This window comes from Amycolatopsis mongoliensis (assembly GCF_030285665.1).
Classification (GTDB): domain Bacteria; phylum Actinomycetota; class Actinomycetes; order Mycobacteriales; family Pseudonocardiaceae; genus Amycolatopsis; species Amycolatopsis mongoliensis.
The window spans coordinates 5,403,591-5,421,530 of sequence record NZ_CP127295.1; the positions used below are offsets into that span (position 1 = coordinate 5,403,591).

At 71.0% G+C, this 17,940-nt stretch carries 18 protein-coding genes; 6 read left to right on the forward strand and 12 right to left on the reverse strand.

What is annotated here, in order from left to right; all coding sequences use genetic code 11:
- Window positions 1–10: 10 nt before the first annotated feature.
- The 6 genes from QRX60_RS26385 to QRX60_RS26410 all read right to left on the reverse strand — a co-directional run bounded on the left by QRX60_RS26385 (window position 11) and on the right by QRX60_RS26410 (window position 5,971).
- On the reverse strand, window positions 11–1,033 hold the full coding sequence (locus QRX60_RS26385) for a fatty acid desaturase family protein (RefSeq protein ID WP_286003456.1): 1,023 nt from the start codon (window positions 1,031–1,033) through the stop codon (window positions 11–13).
- A 159-nt stretch (window positions 1,034–1,192) separates the two neighbouring features.
- Window positions 1,193–3,568 carry an excinuclease ABC subunit UvrA gene (locus tag QRX60_RS26390; RefSeq protein WP_286003457.1) on the reverse strand — a complete coding sequence of 792 codons (2,376 nt, stop codon included), beginning with the start codon at window positions 3,566–3,568 and terminating at the stop codon, window positions 1,193–1,195.
- A gap of 61 nt (window positions 3,569–3,629) precedes the next feature.
- Entirely contained in the window at window positions 3,630–3,881 is a 252-nt protein-coding gene (locus QRX60_RS26395; RefSeq protein WP_285994127.1) for a helix-turn-helix transcriptional regulator, read from the reverse strand.
- Window positions 3,866–5,077: an MFS transporter gene (locus QRX60_RS26400; protein WP_285994128.1), complete on the reverse strand. Its 1,212-nt coding sequence runs from the start codon at window positions 5,075–5,077 to the stop codon at window positions 3,866–3,868. Before QRX60_RS26400 ends, QRX60_RS26395 begins: the two co-directional genes overlap by 16 nt.
- A 32-nt stretch (window positions 5,078–5,109) precedes the next feature.
- Window positions 5,110–5,520, reverse strand: a complete 411-nt coding sequence (locus tag QRX60_RS26405; protein WP_285994129.1) for a VOC family protein — start codon at window positions 5,518–5,520, stop codon at window positions 5,110–5,112.
- Window positions 5,521–5,530: 10 nt separating this feature from the next.
- Window positions 5,531–5,971, reverse strand: coding sequence for a helix-turn-helix transcriptional regulator (locus tag QRX60_RS26410; RefSeq protein ID WP_285994130.1), 441 nt, complete (start codon window positions 5,969–5,971; stop codon window positions 5,531–5,533).
- Between the two features lie 162 nt (window positions 5,972–6,133).
- Here QRX60_RS26410 and QRX60_RS51460 point away from each other — a divergent pair, with 162 nt between their 5' ends.
- Window positions 6,134–6,796 (forward strand): MFS transporter, encoded by a 663-nt coding sequence (locus QRX60_RS51460; RefSeq protein ID WP_332845781.1) that lies wholly within the window; start codon window positions 6,134–6,136, stop codon window positions 6,794–6,796.
- A gap of 46 nt (window positions 6,797–6,842) precedes the next feature.
- Here QRX60_RS51460 and QRX60_RS26420 read toward each other — a convergent pair whose 3' ends face one another.
- The 5 genes from QRX60_RS26420 to QRX60_RS26440 are packed head-to-tail and all read right to left on the reverse strand — an operon-like array spanning window position 6,843 to window position 10,497.
- Entirely contained in the window at window positions 6,843–8,282 is a 1,440-nt protein-coding gene (locus QRX60_RS26420) for an NAD(P)/FAD-dependent oxidoreductase (RefSeq protein ID WP_285994131.1), read from the reverse strand.
- The gene (locus tag QRX60_RS26425; RefSeq protein WP_093953060.1) at window positions 8,275–8,505 is read right to left on the reverse strand and encodes a ferredoxin; all 231 of its coding nucleotides are present in this window, start codon (window positions 8,503–8,505) and stop codon (window positions 8,275–8,277) included. The genes QRX60_RS26420 and QRX60_RS26425 overlap by 8 nt, the downstream gene beginning before the upstream one ends.
- A gap of 1 nt (window position 8,506) precedes the next feature.
- Entirely contained in the window at window positions 8,507–9,124 is a 618-nt protein-coding gene (locus QRX60_RS26430; RefSeq protein WP_285994132.1) for a ferric reductase-like transmembrane domain-containing protein, read from the reverse strand.
- Window positions 9,117–9,914, reverse strand: coding sequence for a DUF4142 domain-containing protein (locus QRX60_RS26435; RefSeq protein ID WP_285994133.1), 798 nt, complete (start codon window positions 9,912–9,914; stop codon window positions 9,117–9,119). The genes QRX60_RS26430 and QRX60_RS26435 overlap by 8 nt, the downstream gene beginning before the upstream one ends.
- Window positions 9,898–10,497, reverse strand: a complete 600-nt coding sequence (locus tag QRX60_RS26440; RefSeq protein WP_285994134.1) for a hypothetical protein — start codon at window positions 10,495–10,497, stop codon at window positions 9,898–9,900. The genes QRX60_RS26435 and QRX60_RS26440 overlap by 17 nt, the downstream gene beginning before the upstream one ends.
- A gap of 240 nt (window positions 10,498–10,737) precedes the next feature.
- On the opposite strand from QRX60_RS26440, the gene QRX60_RS26445 reads away from it, so the two are divergent.
- The 4 genes from QRX60_RS26445 to QRX60_RS26460 all read left to right on the forward strand — a co-directional run bounded on the left by QRX60_RS26445 (window position 10,738) and on the right by QRX60_RS26460 (window position 14,956).
- Entirely contained in the window at window positions 10,738–11,298 is a 561-nt protein-coding gene (locus QRX60_RS26445; protein ID WP_285994135.1) for a sigma-70 family RNA polymerase sigma factor, read from the forward strand.
- A gap of 7 nt (window positions 11,299–11,305) precedes the next feature.
- Window positions 11,306–12,097, forward strand: a complete 792-nt coding sequence (locus QRX60_RS26450; protein WP_285994136.1) for a zf-HC2 domain-containing protein — start codon at window positions 11,306–11,308, stop codon at window positions 12,095–12,097.
- Between the two features lie 359 nt (window positions 12,098–12,456).
- On the forward strand, window positions 12,457–13,962 hold the full coding sequence (locus tag QRX60_RS26455; protein ID WP_285994137.1) for a DUF1996 domain-containing protein: 1,506 nt from the start codon (window positions 12,457–12,459) through the stop codon (window positions 13,960–13,962).
- A 43-nt stretch (window positions 13,963–14,005) separates the two neighbouring features.
- Complete coding sequence (locus QRX60_RS26460) at window positions 14,006–14,956, forward strand: SCO0930 family lipoprotein (protein WP_285994138.1); 951 nt, start codon at window positions 14,006–14,008, stop codon at window positions 14,954–14,956.
- Window positions 14,957–15,573: 617 nt separating this feature from the next.
- Here QRX60_RS26460 and QRX60_RS26465 read toward each other — a convergent pair.
- The gene (locus tag QRX60_RS26465; protein WP_285994139.1) at window positions 15,574–16,620 is read right to left on the reverse strand and encodes an Lrp/AsnC family transcriptional regulator; all 1,047 of its coding nucleotides are present in this window, start codon (window positions 16,618–16,620) and stop codon (window positions 15,574–15,576) included.
- A gap of 86 nt (window positions 16,621–16,706) precedes the next feature.
- Here QRX60_RS26465 and QRX60_RS26470 point away from each other — a divergent pair, with 86 nt between their 5' ends.
- Window positions 16,707–17,939 carry a M20 metallopeptidase family protein gene (locus QRX60_RS26470; protein WP_285994140.1) on the forward strand — a complete coding sequence of 411 codons (1,233 nt, stop codon included), beginning with the start codon at window positions 16,707–16,709 and terminating at the stop codon, window positions 17,937–17,939.
- Window position 17,940 lies beyond the last annotated feature (1 nt).

The window sequence follows — 17,940 nt, forward strand, 5'->3', positions numbered from 1 at the left end:
GCTCCCGAGTCTACGAACGGTTCCTGAGAGGTGCCCCAGCTTCGTGCAGGTGGGTGAGCGCCTGCCGGTACGACTCGACCAGGCTCGTCTCCAGGTACGGGATGCCCAGCTCGGCGCAGTAGCCCTGGACGATCGGCTGCGCCCGCCGCAGGTGCGGCGACGGCATGCTCGGGAACAGGTGGTGCTCGATCTGGTAGTTGAGGCCGCCGAGGGCGACGTCGGTCACGACGCCCCCGCGGACGTTGCGGGAGGTCAGCACCTGCTTGCGGAGGAAGTCGAGCTCGGGCCGCCCGGTCAGGGTCGGCATCCCCTTGTGGTTGGGCGCGAAGATCGATCCCATGTAGATGCCCCAGAGCGCTTGGTGCACCACGAAGAACAGCAGCGCCATGCCGGGGGAGAGCACGGTGACCAGCGCGCCGAGGTAGACGACGACGTGCGTGGCCAGCAGCGCGGCTTCCACCCCGCGGCGGCGCAGGCCCGGCTTGGACACGGCGCGGATCCCCGACCAGTGCAGGTTGAGCCCTTCGAGCGTCAGCAGCGGGAAGAACAGGAAGGCCTGGTACCGCCCGATGAACTTCGCGACCCCGCTCGCGGCACGGGCCTGGTCCTTCGACCACACGAGGATGTCCGGGTCGACGTCGGGATCGAGCTCCTCGTGGTTCGGGTTGGCGTGGTGGCGGGTGTGCTTGTCCATCCACCAGCCGTAGCTCATCCCGATGCCGAGGTTGCCGACGAGCATCCCGGCGATCTCGGTGGGGCGCCGCCGCCGGAAGACCTGCTTGTGCGCGAGGTCGTGGGAAAGCAGTGCGATCTGCGCGAACATGACGGCCTGGAACGCGGCGACGGCCAGCTGCCACCACGAGTTCCCGAGCAGCGCGAAGGCGACCCACCCGGCGGCGAACAACCCGCCCACGACGGCGAACCGGGCGGTGTAGTAGCCGGGGCGGCGCGTCATCAGGCCGGCGGCGGAGATGCGGTGGCTCAGCCGGGCGAAGTCGCTGCCGGTGCTGACGGGGTTCTCGGTGGTGGTCACGCACCCGAGTCTTCGCGGTAGGGGCCCCCGCCGTGAACCCGGAGCGCCCCCGGCACATTCCGGGGGCCCGCCCTACCGCCGACTCTGGTATACGCGGATCTGCCGCGGCTGGTCGTGAGTGTTCAGGGCGGTTCTAACCGCCCTGAACACTCACGACCCTCAGCCGACGTACTTCGCGAGGTGCTCACCGGTCAAAGTGGACCGCGAAGCGACCAGCTCGGCGGGCGTGCCCTCGAACACGATCTTGCCGCCGTCGTGGCCCGCGCCCGGGCCGAGGTCGATGATCCAGTCCGCGTGGGCCATCACCGCCTGGTGGTGCTCGATGACGATCACCGACTTGCCCGCGTCCACGAGCCGGTCGAGCAGGCCCAGCAGCTGCTCGACGTCGGCCAGGTGCAGGCCCGCCATCGGCTCGTCGAGGACGTAGATCCCGCCCTTCTCCGCCATGTGCGTCGCCAGCTTGATCCGCTGCCGCTCGCCGCCGGACAGCGTCGTGAGCGGCTGGCCGAGCGTCAGGTAGCCCAGGCCGACGTCGGACAGGTGCGTGAGGATCTTGTGCGCCGCCGGGAGCGCCGCGTCGCCGCCGGCGAAGAACTCGAGCGCCTGGGCCACCGGCATGCCGAGCACCTCGCTGATGTCCCGGCCGCCGAAGGTGTACTCCAGCACCTCGGCGTTGAACCGCTTGCCCTCGCACACCTCGCACGGCATCGCGGTGCCGGCCATGATCCCCAGGTCCGTGTAGACGACGCCCGCGCCGTTGCAGTTGGGGCACGCGCCCTCGGAGTTCGCGCTGAACAGCGCCGGCTTGACGCCGTTGGCCTTGGCGAACGCCTTGCGGATCGGCTCCAGCAGCCCGGTGTAGGTCGCCGGGTTGCTCCGGCGCGAGCCGCGGATCCCGGTCTGGTCGACCGTCACCACGCCCTCGCCGCCGGACACCGAGCCGCGGATCAGCGAGCTCTTGCCCGAGCCCGCCACCCCGGTCACGACGGTCAGCACGCCGAGCGGGATGTCGACGTCGACGTCCCGCAGGTTGTGCAGGTCGGCGCCGCGGACCTCCAGCACCCCGGACGCCGCGCGCACCGACTCCTTCAGCGACGCGCGGTCGTCGAGGTGCCGTCCGGTCAGCGTCTTGCTCTTCCGCAGACCGTCCACAGTGCCTTCGAACACGACTTCGCCGCCGTCGGAGCCGGCGCGCGGGCCGAGGTCGACGACGTGGTCGGCGATCGCGATCGCCTCCGGCTTGTGCTCGACGACCAGCACCGTGTTGCCCTTGTCCCGCAGCTGCCGCAGGAGGTCGTTCATGCGCTGGATGTCGTGCGGGTGCAGCCCGATCGTCGGCTCGTCGAAGACGTAGGTGACGTCGGTGAGCGAGGACCCGAGGTGGCGGATCATCTTGGTGCGCTGGGCTTCCCCGCCCGAGAGCGTGCCCGACGGCCGGTCGAGCGAGAGGTAGCCGAGGCCGATCTCGACGAACGAGTCGAGCGTGCGCCGCAGCGCCTCCAGCAGCGGCGCGACGGACGGCTCGGCGAGCTTCCCCACCCAGCCGGCGAGGTCGCTGATCTGCATGGCGCAGGCGTCGGCGATGCTGATCCCGTCGATCTTCGACGACCGGGCCTCTTCGGACAGCCGCGTGCCGTCGCAGTCGGGGCACGTCGTGAACGTGACGGCCCGCTCGACGAACGCGCGGATGTGCGGCTGCATCGCGTCGACGTCCTTGGACAGGAAGGACTTCTGGATCGCCGGGACGAGCCCGGAGTACGTCAGGTTGATGCCTTCGACCTTGATCTTGGTCGGTTCCTTGTACACCAGGTCGTTGAACTGCTTCTTGGTGAACTTCTTGATCGGCTTGTCCGGGTCGAAGAAGCCGCTGCCGCGGAAGATGCGGCCGTACCAGCCCTCCATGCTGTAGCCGGGGATCGTGATCGCGCCCTCGTTGAGCGACTTGTTCTCGTCGAACAGCGCGGTCAGGTCGATGTCGTTGACCTTGCCGCGGCCTTCGCAGCGCGGGCACATGCCGCCGGTGATGCTGAAGCTGCGCCGCTCCTTGATCTGCCGCCCGGCCTTCTGGACGGTGACCGCCCCCGAGCCGCTGATCGAGGCGACGTTGAACGAGAACGCCTGCGGCGAACCGATGTGCGGCTGTCCGAGCCGGCTGAACAGGATGCGCAGCATCGCGTTGGCGTCGGTGGCGGTGCCGACAGTGGAGCGCGGGTCGGCGCCCATCCGCTCCTGGTCGACGATGATCGCCGTGGTGATCCCGTCGAGGACGTCGACGTCGGGCCGGGCCAGCGTCGGCATGAACCCCTGCACGAAGGTGCTGTAGGTCTCGTTGATCAGCCGCTGCGACTCCGCGGCGATCGTGCTGAACACGAGCGAGCTCTTGCCGGAGCCGGAGACACCGGTGAACACCGTCAGGCGCCGCTTCGGCAACTCGACGCTGACGTCCTTGAGGTTGTTCACGCGCGCGCCGTGGACGCGGATCAGGTCGTGGCTGTCGGCGACGTGCGGCGCGGACTTCCTCGCGGGCTTGGTCATCGGGGTTCTCCAGGACGATCGGGTCGGCGGTGGGTGCGGACGGGGACTGGCTCGACGGCGATCACGCTACGGCGGGCTCGGGGCCCCGCGCTTCTCGATTCCTGACCGCCGTGGCCAGCCGCTGGTACCCGTGCGGCGAGCAGCCGTAGGCGAGCTGGAACCGGCGGGACAGGTGCTCGGCCGTCATCCCGGCGTCACGGGCGAGCACTTCGAGGTCGACGATCCCTTCGCGGCCGATGCGGTCGCGGACGCGGCGCAGCAGCGCCAGCTCGCGGAAGTGCTCGCGCGCGGCGGTCGTCAGGCTGAGGCACATGGTCGATCCCCTTCCGTTGTGCGCCCGAGCACCGCCCGGGCCGCGATCGGGAGCAGCAGCAGCGTCAGCACCCCGGAGAGCACGAGCCCGCCGGTGGTGCCGGCCAGCTCGATCAGCGGTCCGCCGAGGGCCAGGCCCAGCGGGGCGGCCACCGTCGAGCCGGTCGTCCACAGCGTGACGACCTGCTGCTGTTCCCCGGGGGCGAGCCCCGACTGCAGGAAGCTGTACGCGACCGGCGTGAAGGGCGCGTACACGAGGCCGCCCAGGCCGAAGACGACCAGCGCGGCGGTCAGGTTCCCGGCGCAGGCGAGCGCGATCGGGCACAGCGCCCACAGGCCGATGATCGCGACCAGCATCGGGCGCTGGGGCAGGTTCCGCAGCTGGTTGACGAGCGCGGCGCCGAGGAATGCGCCGACCCCGAGGGCGCCCCACAGCAGGCCCAGGCCGGACGCGTCCGCGTGCAGCGTCCCGCTCACGTACAGCGGGAGCGCCACTTCGATGGGCATGTAGAGGAAGTTGAAGAAGAACTCGACGACGAGCAGCCGTGCGGCCACCGGGCGGCGGCGCAGGATCCGCCAGCCCGAGGTCTTCGGCTCGCGCAGCGCGTCCCGGTCTTCGGTGGCCCGCGGCACGACGAGGAGGGTGGCCGCCAGCAGGATCAGCGCCCCGGAGGCGTCGAAGAAGAGCGCGTAGCCCGCGCCGGCCGTCGCCACGACCAGCCCGCCCAGCACCGGCCCGGCGATGTAGAGCGCGAAGGTGGTGTTCAGCCCGAGCAGGCCGTTGACGGAGAACCGGCCGGCCTCGCCCGCGGCCGACGTCGCCAGTACCCGGCGGCTGCTCGCGCCGGCCAGCCGGAAGGTGGCGCCGAAGAAGAGGCCCGCGATCAGCACCGGCAGGGTGAGCCGCCCGGTGACCGACAGGACGCCGAGGGCGGCGAAGGTCAGCGACCGCAGGACGCAGTCGGCGACCAGGAGGGTGCGCGGCGGGACCCGCACCCGGCCCAGGCCGATGGCCAGCGCGAGCACGGTCGACAGGACGAACGGCGCGGCCTCCACCAGCCCGATCGCGATCGCCTTCGGGACGCCCCCGTGCAGGGACAGCGTCTGCACGGGCATGGCGACGATGATCATGCCGGTGCCGACGTTGGCCAGGAGGTCGCCGAGCAGGAGACCGGCCACCTGCCGGTCGCGCAGCACCTGGCGGTAGCTGCGGACGGCCGCGACCTCGGTCAGCGGAGCTCCTGGATGCGCAGGAGGTTGCCGGCGGGGTCGCGGAAGGAGCAGTCGCGGATGCCGTAGGGCTGGTCGACCGGCTCCTGGACGACTTCGGCGTTGCCCGCTTCGAGCTTCGCGAAGAGGGCGTCGAGGTCCTTGGTGGCGAGGTTGACGGAGGCATAGGTGCCCTTGGCCATCATCTCGGCGATCATCCGGCGCTCGTCGTCGGTCAGGCCCGGCGTCGCGGCCACCGGCGCCAGCACGATCGCCGTGTCGGGCTGGTTCGGCGGCCCGACGGTGATCCAGCTCATCTCGCCGTACTTGACGTTCATCCGGACCTCGAAACCGAGCAGGTCGCGGTAGAACGCGAGCGAGGCCTCCGGGTCGGTGTGCGGGAGGAAGCTCGAGTGAATGGTGACGTCCATGCCGGTCACCCTAGGTGGCCGCCGAGGGCCGCGCTTCTCGATTCCTGATCGGTCTGGTGACCTGTTTGGCCACGCACGGCGGCATCCCGACGGTGGCCTCGGCCTGCTCCTCGCGGTAGACGCTCGGCGGCACGCCGACCAGCTCGGCGAACCGGGTGCTGAAGGTGCCCAGCGACGAGAAGCCGACGGTGAAGCAGACCTCGGTGACGCTCAGCTCGCCCTTGCGCAGCAGCGCCATCGCGCGCTCGATCCGCCGCGTCATGAGGTACGAATACGGTGACTCTCCGTAGGCCTTGCGGAACTGCCGGCTGAGGTGCCCGCCCGACATGTTGACGCCGCGCGCGAGCGCTTCGACGTCGAGCGGCTGGGCGTACTCCCGGTCGATCCGGTCCCGGACCCGGCGCAGCAGCGCGAGGTCGCGCAGGTACTGAGCCGTGGCGGTGCTGGTCACGCTTGAATCGTGCCACAGGGGACGCCCCGCCGAACGCCCCAATGTGGCGTTGGTTGCGTCAGACGCACCCAATGTGGCGTTCGGTGCGTGACACGCACCGAACGCCACATTGGGGCGTTCGGGTCAGTGGAGGGCGGTGGTGATCGTGGCGCGGAGCCAGCGTTGGGCGTCATCGCGGGCTCCCTGCCGGCGGACCGGGCCGGGGTCGGCACCGGGCTGCAGGCCACCACCCGGGAGTTCGGCAGTGCGCTCGGCGTCGCCGTCATCGCCACGGTCATGACCGCGGAGTTCGACGGCGCGCTTCCCCTGGCCGCCCGCGGCGCGCACACGGTGGCCGAAGCGCTGGCCAGGAGCGGAAACGCGCACGACGTCGTCACGGCGTTCGTCGCGAGCGCGGACGCCGGGCTGCGGGTGGCCGGGATCGCGGTCCTCGTCCTCGGCGTGCTCGTCCTGGCCGAGTCGAAGGTGTCCCAGGGGGCCGGACGAAGTGAAGGCCGCCTCGAGGGCTCCCGTTTCCCTCGAGACGGCCGTCACCGGTGCAACCCCGACCCGACTTTCGACCGTGCCGGCCTTTCCGGCGGCATACCCTTCCGCCGGAAAGGCCGGCACGGACGTGCACGCCGCGGCAGTGGGGACACCACCGTGACGCTCGACCCCGGGCCCCCGCCCGGTGCGCCGGAAGAAGGCCATCCCGGGGGCGTCGGGTTCCCTCGGGATGGCCCTCTCCTGGCCCGCCGGGCGCTCGTCACTCCACAGAGGCGAGGCGGGCAGGGGGACGTTGGGGGCCGGTCACCACACCGCCCAGCCGCGGAGGGGGCGTGGTGACCGGCGAGGGGACGATGGCCGCCGCGCGCAGCCACGTCCCGGCTTTCTACCTCCCCATCGGGATGGCCATGGTCGGCGGCGCCGCCGCGCCGGGCTGTGCGGCGAACGCCGTGGTGGGCGGGGCCGCCAGCGCGGGGAACGCCGTCGTGGGGATGTCGTTGGCGAACTCGCTCTCGAACTCGCGCTCGAAGGCCTGGTGGTCGAAGCCGCTCTCGAACTCCGTCGGCACGTCGGCCGCCAGTGCGGCGAGCGACGGTTCGACCGTCGGGACCTCCGCCACCTCCGGGGCGGGAGCGGGCTCCGGCTCCGGCACGTAGTCGGGCGCGGGCAGCCGGCGGTCGAGCTCGGCCATCCAGTCGAGCATCGCCCGCGGCTTGTCCCACGAGGAGATGCCGACGAGCCTGCCGTCCCGGATGAAGCCGGTGATGCCGTCCGCCAGCGTGACGGTGTCCTCGGCGAGGCTGGGCATCCCGCACATCTGCAGCCGCGTGTCGTACAGCGTCGACCAGGCCCGGGGGAGCGGGGTGAACGGCTTGGCGCTGGACTGGCCCATCAGCAGGTTGTCCGCCGCGTGCCGCGCCGACTCGACGGCGTTGATCCAGTGCTCGACCCGCCGCGGGGTCTCGTCGAACCGCAGGTTCGGCCAGCGCGCGATGTCCCCGGCGATGACGACGTCGGAGGCGCCCTCGGCGAACAGCTTCGAGTCGCAGAGCACGCCGTCGCTGATGTCGAGGCCGGAGCCGCGCATCCAGTCGACCGACGGGACACTGCCGATGGCCAGCACGACGACGCTGGCGACCAGCAGCTGGTTGTTCGTCAGGTGCAGCCCGACGGTGTCCTTCGTGCTGATCCAGTGCCGGACTTCGCTCTTCATCGCCAGCTTCGCGCGGTGCTCGTGGTGCGCCTCGACGATGCCGCTGGAGACGCGGTCGCCGAAGCGGTGCAGCGGCGCCTTCGCGTGCCCGATGAGCGTGACGTCCCGGCCGATGTGCCGCATGCTCGCGGCGAACTCGTTGCCGATCAGGCCGGCGCCGATCACGACGGCCGGCTTCTTGCTGGCGTTGAGGCAGCGCCGCACCGCCATCGAGTCCTCGACCGTGCGCAGGATCCGCACGCGCGGGTCGTGCCGCGGCGACCCGGGCAGGTGCCGCGGGTAGACGCCGGTCGCGGCGATCAGGCCGTCGTACCAGAGGGATTCGCCGCCGGGCAGGTGCACGACCCGCTCGGTGGTGTCCAGGTGCGTGACCCGCGCGCCGAGGCGCCAGTGGACGTCGAGATCGGGCAAGTAGTGCGAAAGGCCTACGTCGCTGGGCCGTTCGGTCCCCATCACCAGTGCCTTCGAGACCATCGGCCGGTGGTACGGGCGCCGGGCCTCGTCCCCGATCAGGACGATCTCGCCGTCGAACTTCTGTTCCCGCAGCCGTTCCGCGGCGCGCAGCCCGGCGACGCCCGCACCGACGATGACGATCCGGTCGCCGTCAGCCATCGAGGTCCCCTCTCATCACGACCGCCTGCATCGGGCAGCAGCGGGCGGCCATCTTCGCCTGTTCCATGGTGGTTTCGTCCAGCAGCCGCGTGTGGAAGCGCAGCCGGCCGTCCTGGCCGAGGTCGAACACGTCCGGCGCCTCCATGGCGCAGATGCCGTAGAGCTCGCACCGGTCGTTGTCGACGCTGATCCGTGGCCCGCTGCCGGGCAACCGGAGAGGCATGTCAGACCACCTGCTCTTCCACGAGACCGATGCGTTCCAGGGTGCGGGCCGGCATGAACCGCAGCAGCGACACCGTCACGGCCGGGATGAGCAGCGTGATCCCGCCCAGCCAGACGATCGAGAGGTGGCCGTTGGCGATGGCGCCGAACCAGGAGTGGACGGCGATGAGCGCCACCGCCGGATATGCGCAGCGGTGCAGCCACAGCCAGCGCCGGTAGGACGTGAAGCGCTGCAGGCCCGCGGTGAGGAAGATGGCCAGCATGACCTCGAAGCCGACGATGCCGGCGACGTGGCGCACCTCCTGCCCGGAGCCGAACGGGACGAACATGTACGCGAAGCTGTACGGGGCGATCGTCAGGTAGGTGAAGCCGAGCGCGTGGACGGCGCCGAAGATCAGCGTCGCGGTGGCGAGCACCATGTGGGTGCTGCGCAGGCCCTTCCGGCCGGTGACCGAACGGATCCACCCGGTCGCGGTGAGCACGCCCCAGGTGAGGGTCAGCATCGTCGCCGCGTAGGACGTCCGGGCGGCGAACGCCGCGAGGCCGCGGGCCGCCGGGTCGGTCTTCGGCTGGAACTGCTGGGTGAGGAAGATCGTTGCGTCGTGCCAGGTCTCAACCATGGCTACCCCCGGTTCTGACGGTGGCCGGCCGGCGGGACGCCCGGGCGCGGCCGCGGTTGCCCTTGATCTGGCGCAGCACGTAGAAGAGGCCGCCACCGACCAGGAGGAACAGCGCCCCGACCACGGCGATCTGGGAGGTGTCGAGGCCGAGCGCGATCCCGGCGGGCGCGGCGGTGGTGGAGACGGCCGGCGTGGGAAGGGCGTCGTAGTCGACCATGCCGGTGCTCTCGAGCATGGACATGTGCCGCATGACGGCCTGGTTGCCGACGGTCGCGAACGCCCGCACGTCGTCGTTGCGGGTGCCGGCGCGCAGCTGCGCGAGGATGGCGAACACCTGGCCGTGCGCCGCGCGCAGCCGGTTGGCGAAGACGCGGTCGAACGACGGCCCGGGGGGCGCGTTCATCTCTTCGAGCAGCCAGCCGCGCTGTTCGTCCGACGGCTGGTCGGGGACCGGCGAGTTGAGCTTCTGCGACAACGCGCGGGTCGCGACGTCGAGGCGGCCGTGGTCCATCATGATCGCGAAGCCGACCGCCTGGACCTTCGGGCTGCCCTTCTGCATCGCCATCATGCCCGAGGGCATCTCCCACAGACCGGCCTGGCGGACCTTGGTCAGCAGCACGGCGTCTTCGGGCGAGACCGCGGTCGTCTGGGCGATCGAGGCCGGGGACACCGACGCGAGCAGCGTCAGCACCGCGACCAGCACGAACAGGACCCGGACCAGCGGACGTGAGCGCTCGAGCGGGGACGGAGGGATGAGCTCCGGCCCGGCGAACTCAGAGGCCGAAAGCATTTTCCCTCCACTGGTCCTGGGTCAGCGTGATCTTCTTGCCGTCCGGCGCGATCGGGTACCAGGCCTGGTCGGCGCCCTGGCCGGAGGTGTCCGCGGGCTCGCTGTCACCGACGAAGTGGTACAGCGGCCAGCCCGCGAGGGTGAGCTGCTGGGTGCCGTCGTCACGGGTGATCTGCCCGATCAGCGACTGGTCGACGTCGATCGGCGCGAGGTTCCCGCCGGCCTTGACCGGGATCCACTTGGCGGCGCAGGCGTCGTTGCAGTTCGACCGGGACGGGTTGGTCGTGTCCCGGTCGTAGCGGTAGATCGTGTACCCGGTCCCGTCGACGAGCATGAGGCCGAGGTCGAACGTCTTCGCGGCCCTGAGCTGGCTCTTCATCGGGTCGTTGGGGTTGGCGGTGATGGGTTGCGGCATGGCGATGGTCATCGGGGCCTGCATACCGGGCATCTGCATGCCGGCGGCGCCGCCGGCGGCGTAACCACCGGCCGACGTGGTGGCCGCGCCGGCGGTACACGCGGTGAGCAGGGCGAGTGCGGTGAGGCACACGGCGGCGGGGACCACCGTTCGGGGAATGCGTATCACTGCTCCTCCGTGGGCATGACTACGCGCAGTAGCCTGGGGTGAGGCGAAAATGCGCGCGAAAGATCCACTGTGGACATTCGGTCCGGAGTGGATGCGGAGCGTTGCGGGGGACAACGCCTTGTCGGGGGTCTTCGGTAGGGGATACGGACACGGTCGGGAAACGGTTCAAAAAAGTTTTGCCCCCCGCGTTGCGGCATTTGGTACTAGACGTACGCCGTCCGGCCCACCAGGATGTCCCGCGTGGGACGGCACACTCGAGCGCTGAGACCCCTCGAAGATCAGGAAGTCGCTGGTGAGCCCAACGACGCCCATGACGATCTGGCGAAGGCGCTTTACCAGGAGTTCGGCGGGTCCCTCATGGCGTTCGCACTGCGGCTGACCGGCCACGACCGGCAGTGGGCCGAAGACGTCGTGCAGGAGACCCTGATCAAGGCGTGGCGGAACGCGGACAAGCTCGACCGCCAGCCGGAGATGCTGCGCGCGTGGTTGTTCACGGTCGCCCGGCGTACCGTGATCGACGGCTGGCGCAGCCGGAGTGTCCGTCCCCAGGAGCTCGAGGAGATCGAATCCGACGCGATCGCGGTGTCCGACGAATCGGACCGGACGCTCGCCGCGATGATCGTTTACGAAGCGCTGCAGGGCCTTTCGCCCGAGCAGCGGGAAGCCATCCAGCAGACCTACCTGCGCGATCGCACCGTGAACGAGGTCGCGGCGACCCTCGGCGTGCCGCCGGGCACCATCAAGTCCCGCATCCACCACGCCGTCCGGGCCCTGCGCCGGGCCCTGCGCGAGCGGGGGTGAACTGAGGGTGGCCGGGTCCGCACACACCGACGTCGCCGCGTATGTGCTCGGCGTTCTCAGTGAGGCCGAGAACACCCAGTTCGAAGCCCACCTGATGAACTGCCCGCACTGCCAGCTCGACCTGATCGAGCTCTACCAGCTGCCGGACGTCCTCGACCTCGTCAAGCGCAGCTGGCCGGAGCCCCCGATGCCCGCGCCCGGCCCGCGCACCCTCGCCCCCGGGCCCCGCGTGCTGCGCGGCCTGATGGAGGAAGCCTCGGTCAAGCGCCGCCGCCGCAAGCGGCTCGGCATCCTCGCCGGCGCCGCGGCCGCCGCGCTCGTCGTGGCCGGCCCGCTGGTGACCCTCGCGGTCCGGCCGGCCGACGCCGTCCCGCCCGCCTCGCTCTCCGCGCCGAGCAGCAAGCAGCCGCCGCCGGTGACGAGCGTCCCGGCGACGTCCATGCCGCCGCCGGCCACGGGCACGCCGAGCCGGCCCGGCAGCGGCCAGACCTACGGCCGCGGCAGCGGCGGGTCCGCCGTCAGCGCCCTCGTGACCGTGTCCCCAGTGGAGTGGGGCAGCCGCGTCGACCTCGAGCTGCGCGGGATCGTCGGGCCGTTGAAGTGCCAGCTCTTCGCCGTCTCGACGACCGGCGACGACCGCGTGGTGTCCGGCTGGGCGGTGCCGCCCAAGGGATTCGGCATCCCCGGCTCGCCGGAGCCGTTGCGGCTGCAGGGTTCCATCTCCCTGACGATGGACCAGATCTCCCGGTTCGAGGTCCGCGGCGACGACGGCGCGGTGCTCGTCGTCGTGCAGCGCTGAATTCTTTCCTCCCCGGTTCGAGATCCGTTCAGGACGCCCCCTTCTCGTCCCTGTCATGACACACGGCCTCGCGTGGGCCGCGGTTCAGAACGTTCTTTTCCGGTGCACAACGCGATGACCTGCGAGAATGGCGTACGGTTGCGCTTCGCTTGATAACGAACAGATAACGGGCTGGTCGCTTTTGAACCTCACCGCGCTCACGTCCGTATCCCCCAATGCATCCCCCGATGCATCCCGACAGCCGGAACCAAGAGCTTCCCGCAGGTTCCGAGCGATCTCGACCTCAACCAACGGTAGTTCTTGCCCGGGCCGCCGCGCTATTCGGCGTGCCCGGAAAAACGAACGAGGTGAACTAGTCTATGGCCCGGAACCATTCTCGGTCCCCCGTGACGGGCAAGCATCGCGTCGCCCGCCGAACCAAGATCGCGATGGGCGCGATCGGCCTGGCGATCGCCGTCGGCGCCCTCGCCGTCGCGGTCACCACGGGCCGCACGGGCGAGGCCAGCGCGGACCCCGCGGACCCGTCGTTCTTCATCGACATCAACAAGGTTCCCGCCGGCAACAACGTCAACGCGGCCTTGCAGAAGAAGGGTGCGCAAGGATCCTTCACCGTCGACTGTGGAACGAACGCGGACGGCGCGCACCACAACCCGGACAACTTCATCGCGCAGCCGGGGATCAAGAACGGCGCCCAGCACCTGCACGACTACGTCGGCAACGTGACCACCGACGCGAACTCGAGCCTCAAGAGCCTCCTCGCCGGCGGCACCACCTGCAAGAACGGTGACAAGTCGGCCTACTTCTGGCCCGTGATCCGCATCGACCGCGAAGACAAAGCGGCCAACCAGAGCGAGAACCAGAAGGCCCAGCAGGACCAGCAGGGCAAGACCGGCGACGTCCAGCAGGACCAGAGCGCCAAGGACGCCCAGGACGCCCAAGCCGCCGGACAGGGCCAGAACCAGAACGCACAGGATCAGAACGCACAGGACCCGAACGCGCAAGATCAGAACGCGCAGGACCCGAACGCGCAAGATCAGAACGCGCAGGACCCGAACGCGCAGGACCAGAACGGCCAGCAGCAGAAGCGCCGGAACACCGGTGGCGGCGCGACCCGCGGCGGTGACCAGAGCGCCCAGCAGCAGGACGGCCAGAACCAGCAGGACCAGCAGCAGGCCCAGAACCGCCGTCGCGGCGGCCAGAACAACGGCGGCCAGAACGGTGGCCAGAACAACGGCGGTCAGAACGGCGGGCAGAACCAGAGCAGTTCGGCGGCCGCACCGCCGGCCGAAGAGCTCGGTGGCCCGCAGGGCGCGAACGAAGAGGTCGGCGACAACGACGGCGAGATCATCGAGCCGGAGTCCGCGACGCTGAAGTTCATCGGCGGCGGCGCCCAGAACGTCGTCGCGATGCCGCTCGGCCTCCGCGTCCTCTACGGCGACGCCAAGCAGAGCACCAACGGCCCGGCCAACGCCCGGCCGAGCTGGACCTGCACCGGCTTCGAGGACCGGCTGACCGACCTCTACCCGATCTGCCCGGCGGGCAGCAAGGTCGAGCGCATCCACGCCTTCCCGAACTGCTGGGACGGCAAGAACACCGACAGCGCGAACCACCGCACGCACATCGTGTTCGCGAACCAGCAGGGCAAGTGCCCCCAGGGCTTCAAGAACGTGCCCCAGCTGCAGGTGACGCTGGTCTACGACGTCCCGCAGGACGTCCAGCAGAACGGCCAGTACAAAGTGGACGCCTTCGCCCAGGAAAAGCACAACCCGCGGTCCGACCACGACGACTTCGCGAACGTGATGAGCAAGAAGATCATGGGCCGCCTGGTCAACTGCATCAACTCCGGCAAGGCCTGCGCGGAATAACCCTTCCGCACCAGTCACTCCACGCCAGGAGGGAGAACGTCCGATGAACCGTGCTCGTCCGAGTGCCGCTGCCGTGGCCGCCGTCGCCGGTCTCGTGCTGGTCGCGGCCTGCGGGACCAACCCGTACGCCACGTCCGGCCAGGCGGTGTCGCTCGGCGCGCAGCAGCAGCTCTCGGCGAGCACGGTTCAGGCGAACTCCGGGGCCGGCCAGGCCCAGCTGGTCGCGTCCACAGTGGATGGTCTCGGCGCGGTCCTCACCGACGCCGAAGGCCACACGCTCTACCGTTACGCCAAGGACATCGCGAAACCGTCGAAGGCCACCTGCGTGGGCACCTGCGCGGAAACGTGGCCACCGCTGATCTCCGACTCGCCGGCACTCTTCTCCGGCGTGGAAGCGCAGCTCGTCAGCCTGGTCACCCGGCCCGACGGCCGCAAGCAGGTGACCGTCGGCGGCTGGCCGCTCTACCGCTACGCCAAGGACACGGGCTCCGGTGTCGCGCTCGGCCAGAACGTCAGCGCGGACTGGGCGGCGATCACGCCGACGGGGGAGAAGGCCGAGGCGAGCGCCGCGAGCCGGCCCGCCGCGCCGACCACCCTCGGCACCGCCGACATCGGCGGCCTCGGCCCGGTCCTGACGGACCAGGCCGGCCGCACGCTCTACCTGTTCACCAAGGACAGCAGGGGCTCCGGCGAGTCCACCTGCGACGGTGCCTGCGCGCGGACGTGGCCACCGCTGCTCGCCGACAGCCGGATCACCGTCGCCGAAGACATCGACACCGGCCTGGTCGGGCAGATCACCCGGGCCGACGGCAGCAGGCAGGTGACCGTCGGCGGCTGGCCCGTCTACACCTACGCCAAGGACGGCGGGCCCGGCGAGGCGGCCGGCCACGGCGTGGGGAACACCTGGTACGCCGTGGAACCCAACGGCTGCAAGGTCGACCCGGCGCGCCGGCCGGACACCTCGGTCAAGACAGCTTCGACCGGCGGGTACTGACCCGCCCCACGAACCCCGGCCCGGCGGACACTTCCCTCCACCTCACCCCCCAGTCCGCCGGGGCGGTTGCACCACCCGAAGAACCGCGGGACCCCCGTCCCGCGCCCCGAGCCCCGGCCCGGGTGGACGCTTCCCTCCACCTCACCCCCCAAAGTCCCCCCGGGCCGGGATTCCTCACCCCACACCGATCCGGCACCGCCGGGTCAGCGAAGGAGGAAACAGGCGGGACCCCCTTCCCGCCCCGCGAGTTCCGGCCGGTGGACGTTCTTCCCTCCACCTCACCCCCCGAGTCCACCGAGCCGGAACTCCTCCCCCCGTGTCGACCTCCCGATCACGCGAGCCGACCCTCCGGACACACGAAATCCGCCCCGGATCACGCGAGATCCGCTTCCCGGCACGCGAACCACGTCCCCGATCACGCGAACCGACCGTCCAGGTACGTGAGTTCCGCCCTCGATCACGCGAGATCCGCCTCCGGTCACGCGAGTCACGACTCCGATCACACGAGGCCCCAGACTCTCCGGCCCGGCGCCCGCCCCTCGGTCACCGGGCCGGTTTCCCCGCTCTCCACCCCGAAGGCCCCGGTCCGGTGGATGCTTCCCTCCACCTCACCCCCCTCATCCCCCGGACCGGCTCACGCCGCGGTCCCCGTGCTCCGGCACGGGGACCGCGGCCCAGAAGTCCAGCGGCACCCGGCCGATCCCGCGCCCGGCCGCGTCGAGCAGCCGGCCCATCAGCTTGACGTTCCGCAGCGTCACCGCCCGGCCGACGACCTCCAGCCACGGCAGCTTCGCGGCCAGCACGGCTTCCAGCGCCACGGTCTCGTGCTGCGAAGGCAGCCACACCACCAGCATCAGGTTCGCCGCCCCGGTCAGCGCCGCACACATGCGCACCTCCGGCAGCATCGCCAGCGAGCGCGCGGTCGTCTCCAGCTTGTCCGGCGGCACCCGCAGCCACAGCGTCACCGTCACCGGCGCGGGCGACACCGACCGCGCGATCTCGCACCGGACGCGGATCGCACCCCGGCCGAGCAGGGTGTCCAGCCGGCGCCGCACCGTGGTCGCGCCGATGCCGAGCTCGATCGCCAACGCCGCCGCCGACGCCCGGGCGTCCACGCCGAGGGCCAGGATCAGCGCCCGGTCCGCGTCGTCGAACCGCAGAGGCGCGCGGTTCTTCGCCGGCTTCGGGGAGAGGGCCTCGCGCTGCCCCGGCGAAATCGCCCGCACCCGCCACCGGCTGCCCTCGGTGAACATCCGCGGCGACAGCACCGTGCGCGCCCGCGTCACCCCGGGCACCGCCGACACCCGGTCCAGCACGTGCGCGCCCAGCTCCCGCACCGTCGGCGCGACGACGTGCGCGAGCAGGTCGCACGGCCCGGCGACGTACTCGACGGTGACCACGTGGACGTCCGCCGCCAGCGCCGCGGCGACCCGCAGCGCGGCGCCGGGCTCGCAGTCGATCTCGACGAAGGCGAGGGCCAGCGGCGCGGTCAGCTCCCCGCCGGCGTACGCGGTGAGCCACGCGTCCCCGCGCTCGACCAGCGTGTCCCAGTGCCGCGCGGCGGTCACCGCGCCCAGGCCGAGCGCGCGGCCGAGCGTCGACCAGGACGCCCGTGGCGCCGCCTGCAGCGCGTCGACCAGTTTGAGGTCCTGCTCGGTCAACATGGCGGATTCTTCGCTCATCGGCTCTCGCAGCGGTGGTTTCGGTGTTTTTCCCCGGCCATTGTGCTCGACACTTGCATGATCTGCGGATGACCCTGCGTTCGGACGCCGCCGCCCTGCTCGACGACCTGGTCGCCCTCCGCCGCGACCTGCACCGCATCCCCGAGATCGGCCTGCACCTGCCGCGCACCCAGGAACGTGTCCTCGCGGCCCTCGACGGCCTGCCCCTCGAAGTGAGCCTCGGCAAGAACCTCTCGTCGATCACCGCCGTCCTCCGCGGCGGCAAGCCCGGCGGCACTGCGTCTGATGCGGTCTCAGCGGGAAGGAGTACTTCGACCGTCCTGCTGCGCGGCGACATGGACGCGCTCCCGGTGACCGAAGCCAGCGGCGAGGAGTTCAGCTCGACCCTCGACGGCGCCATGCACGCCTGCGGCCACGACCTGCACACGGCGGGGCTGGTCGGCGCGGCCCGTCTGCTCGCGGCACGCAGGGCCGAGCTGCCCGGCGACGTCGTTTTCATGTTCCAGCCCGGCGAAGAAGGCTGGGACGGCGCCGGTCACATGATCGACGAAGGCGTGCTGACGGCGTCGGGCAAACACGTCGACGCCGCCTACGGCCTGCACGTTTCGGCCGCCAGCCACGCGAAGGGCCAGTTCGTCGCCCGGCCCGGCACGCTGATGGCGGCCTCGGGCGCCCTCGAGGTCCGGGTGCGGGGCGAGGGCGGCCACGGCTCGTCGCCGCACGACGCCCGCGACCCGATCCCGGCGGCCTGCGAGATGGTGACCGCCCTGCAGACGATGGTGACGCGCACCTTCGACGTCTTCGACCCGGTGGTCGTCACCGTCGGCTCGTTCCACGCGGGCACCCGGCGCAACATCATCCCGGACGACGCGGTGTTCGAGGCGACGCTCCGGTCGTTCTCGCCGGAGGTCGCGGCGCGGGTGGGGGAGCGCGCGGTGCAGGTCTGCCGCGGCATCGCCCAGGCGCACGGCCTCGACATCGACGTCACGTACGAGCCGGAATACCCCGCGACGGTCAATGACGCCGCCGCGTACGCGTTCGTCGCCGACACCATCCGCGACGTCTTCGGGGAAGAGCGGTTCACCGAGATGGCCGACCCGATCACCGGCTCGGAAGACTTCTCCCGCGTGCTCGAACGCGTGCCCGGCGCGTACCTGTTCCTCGGCGCGTGCCCGACGGACCCGGACACCGCGGCGGACAACCATTCGCCGCGTGCCCGCTTCGACGACAGCGTGCTCGGCGACGGCGCCGCGCTGCTGGCCGAGCTCGCCGTCCGCCGCCTCGGGCTGCTGGCCGGGTGAC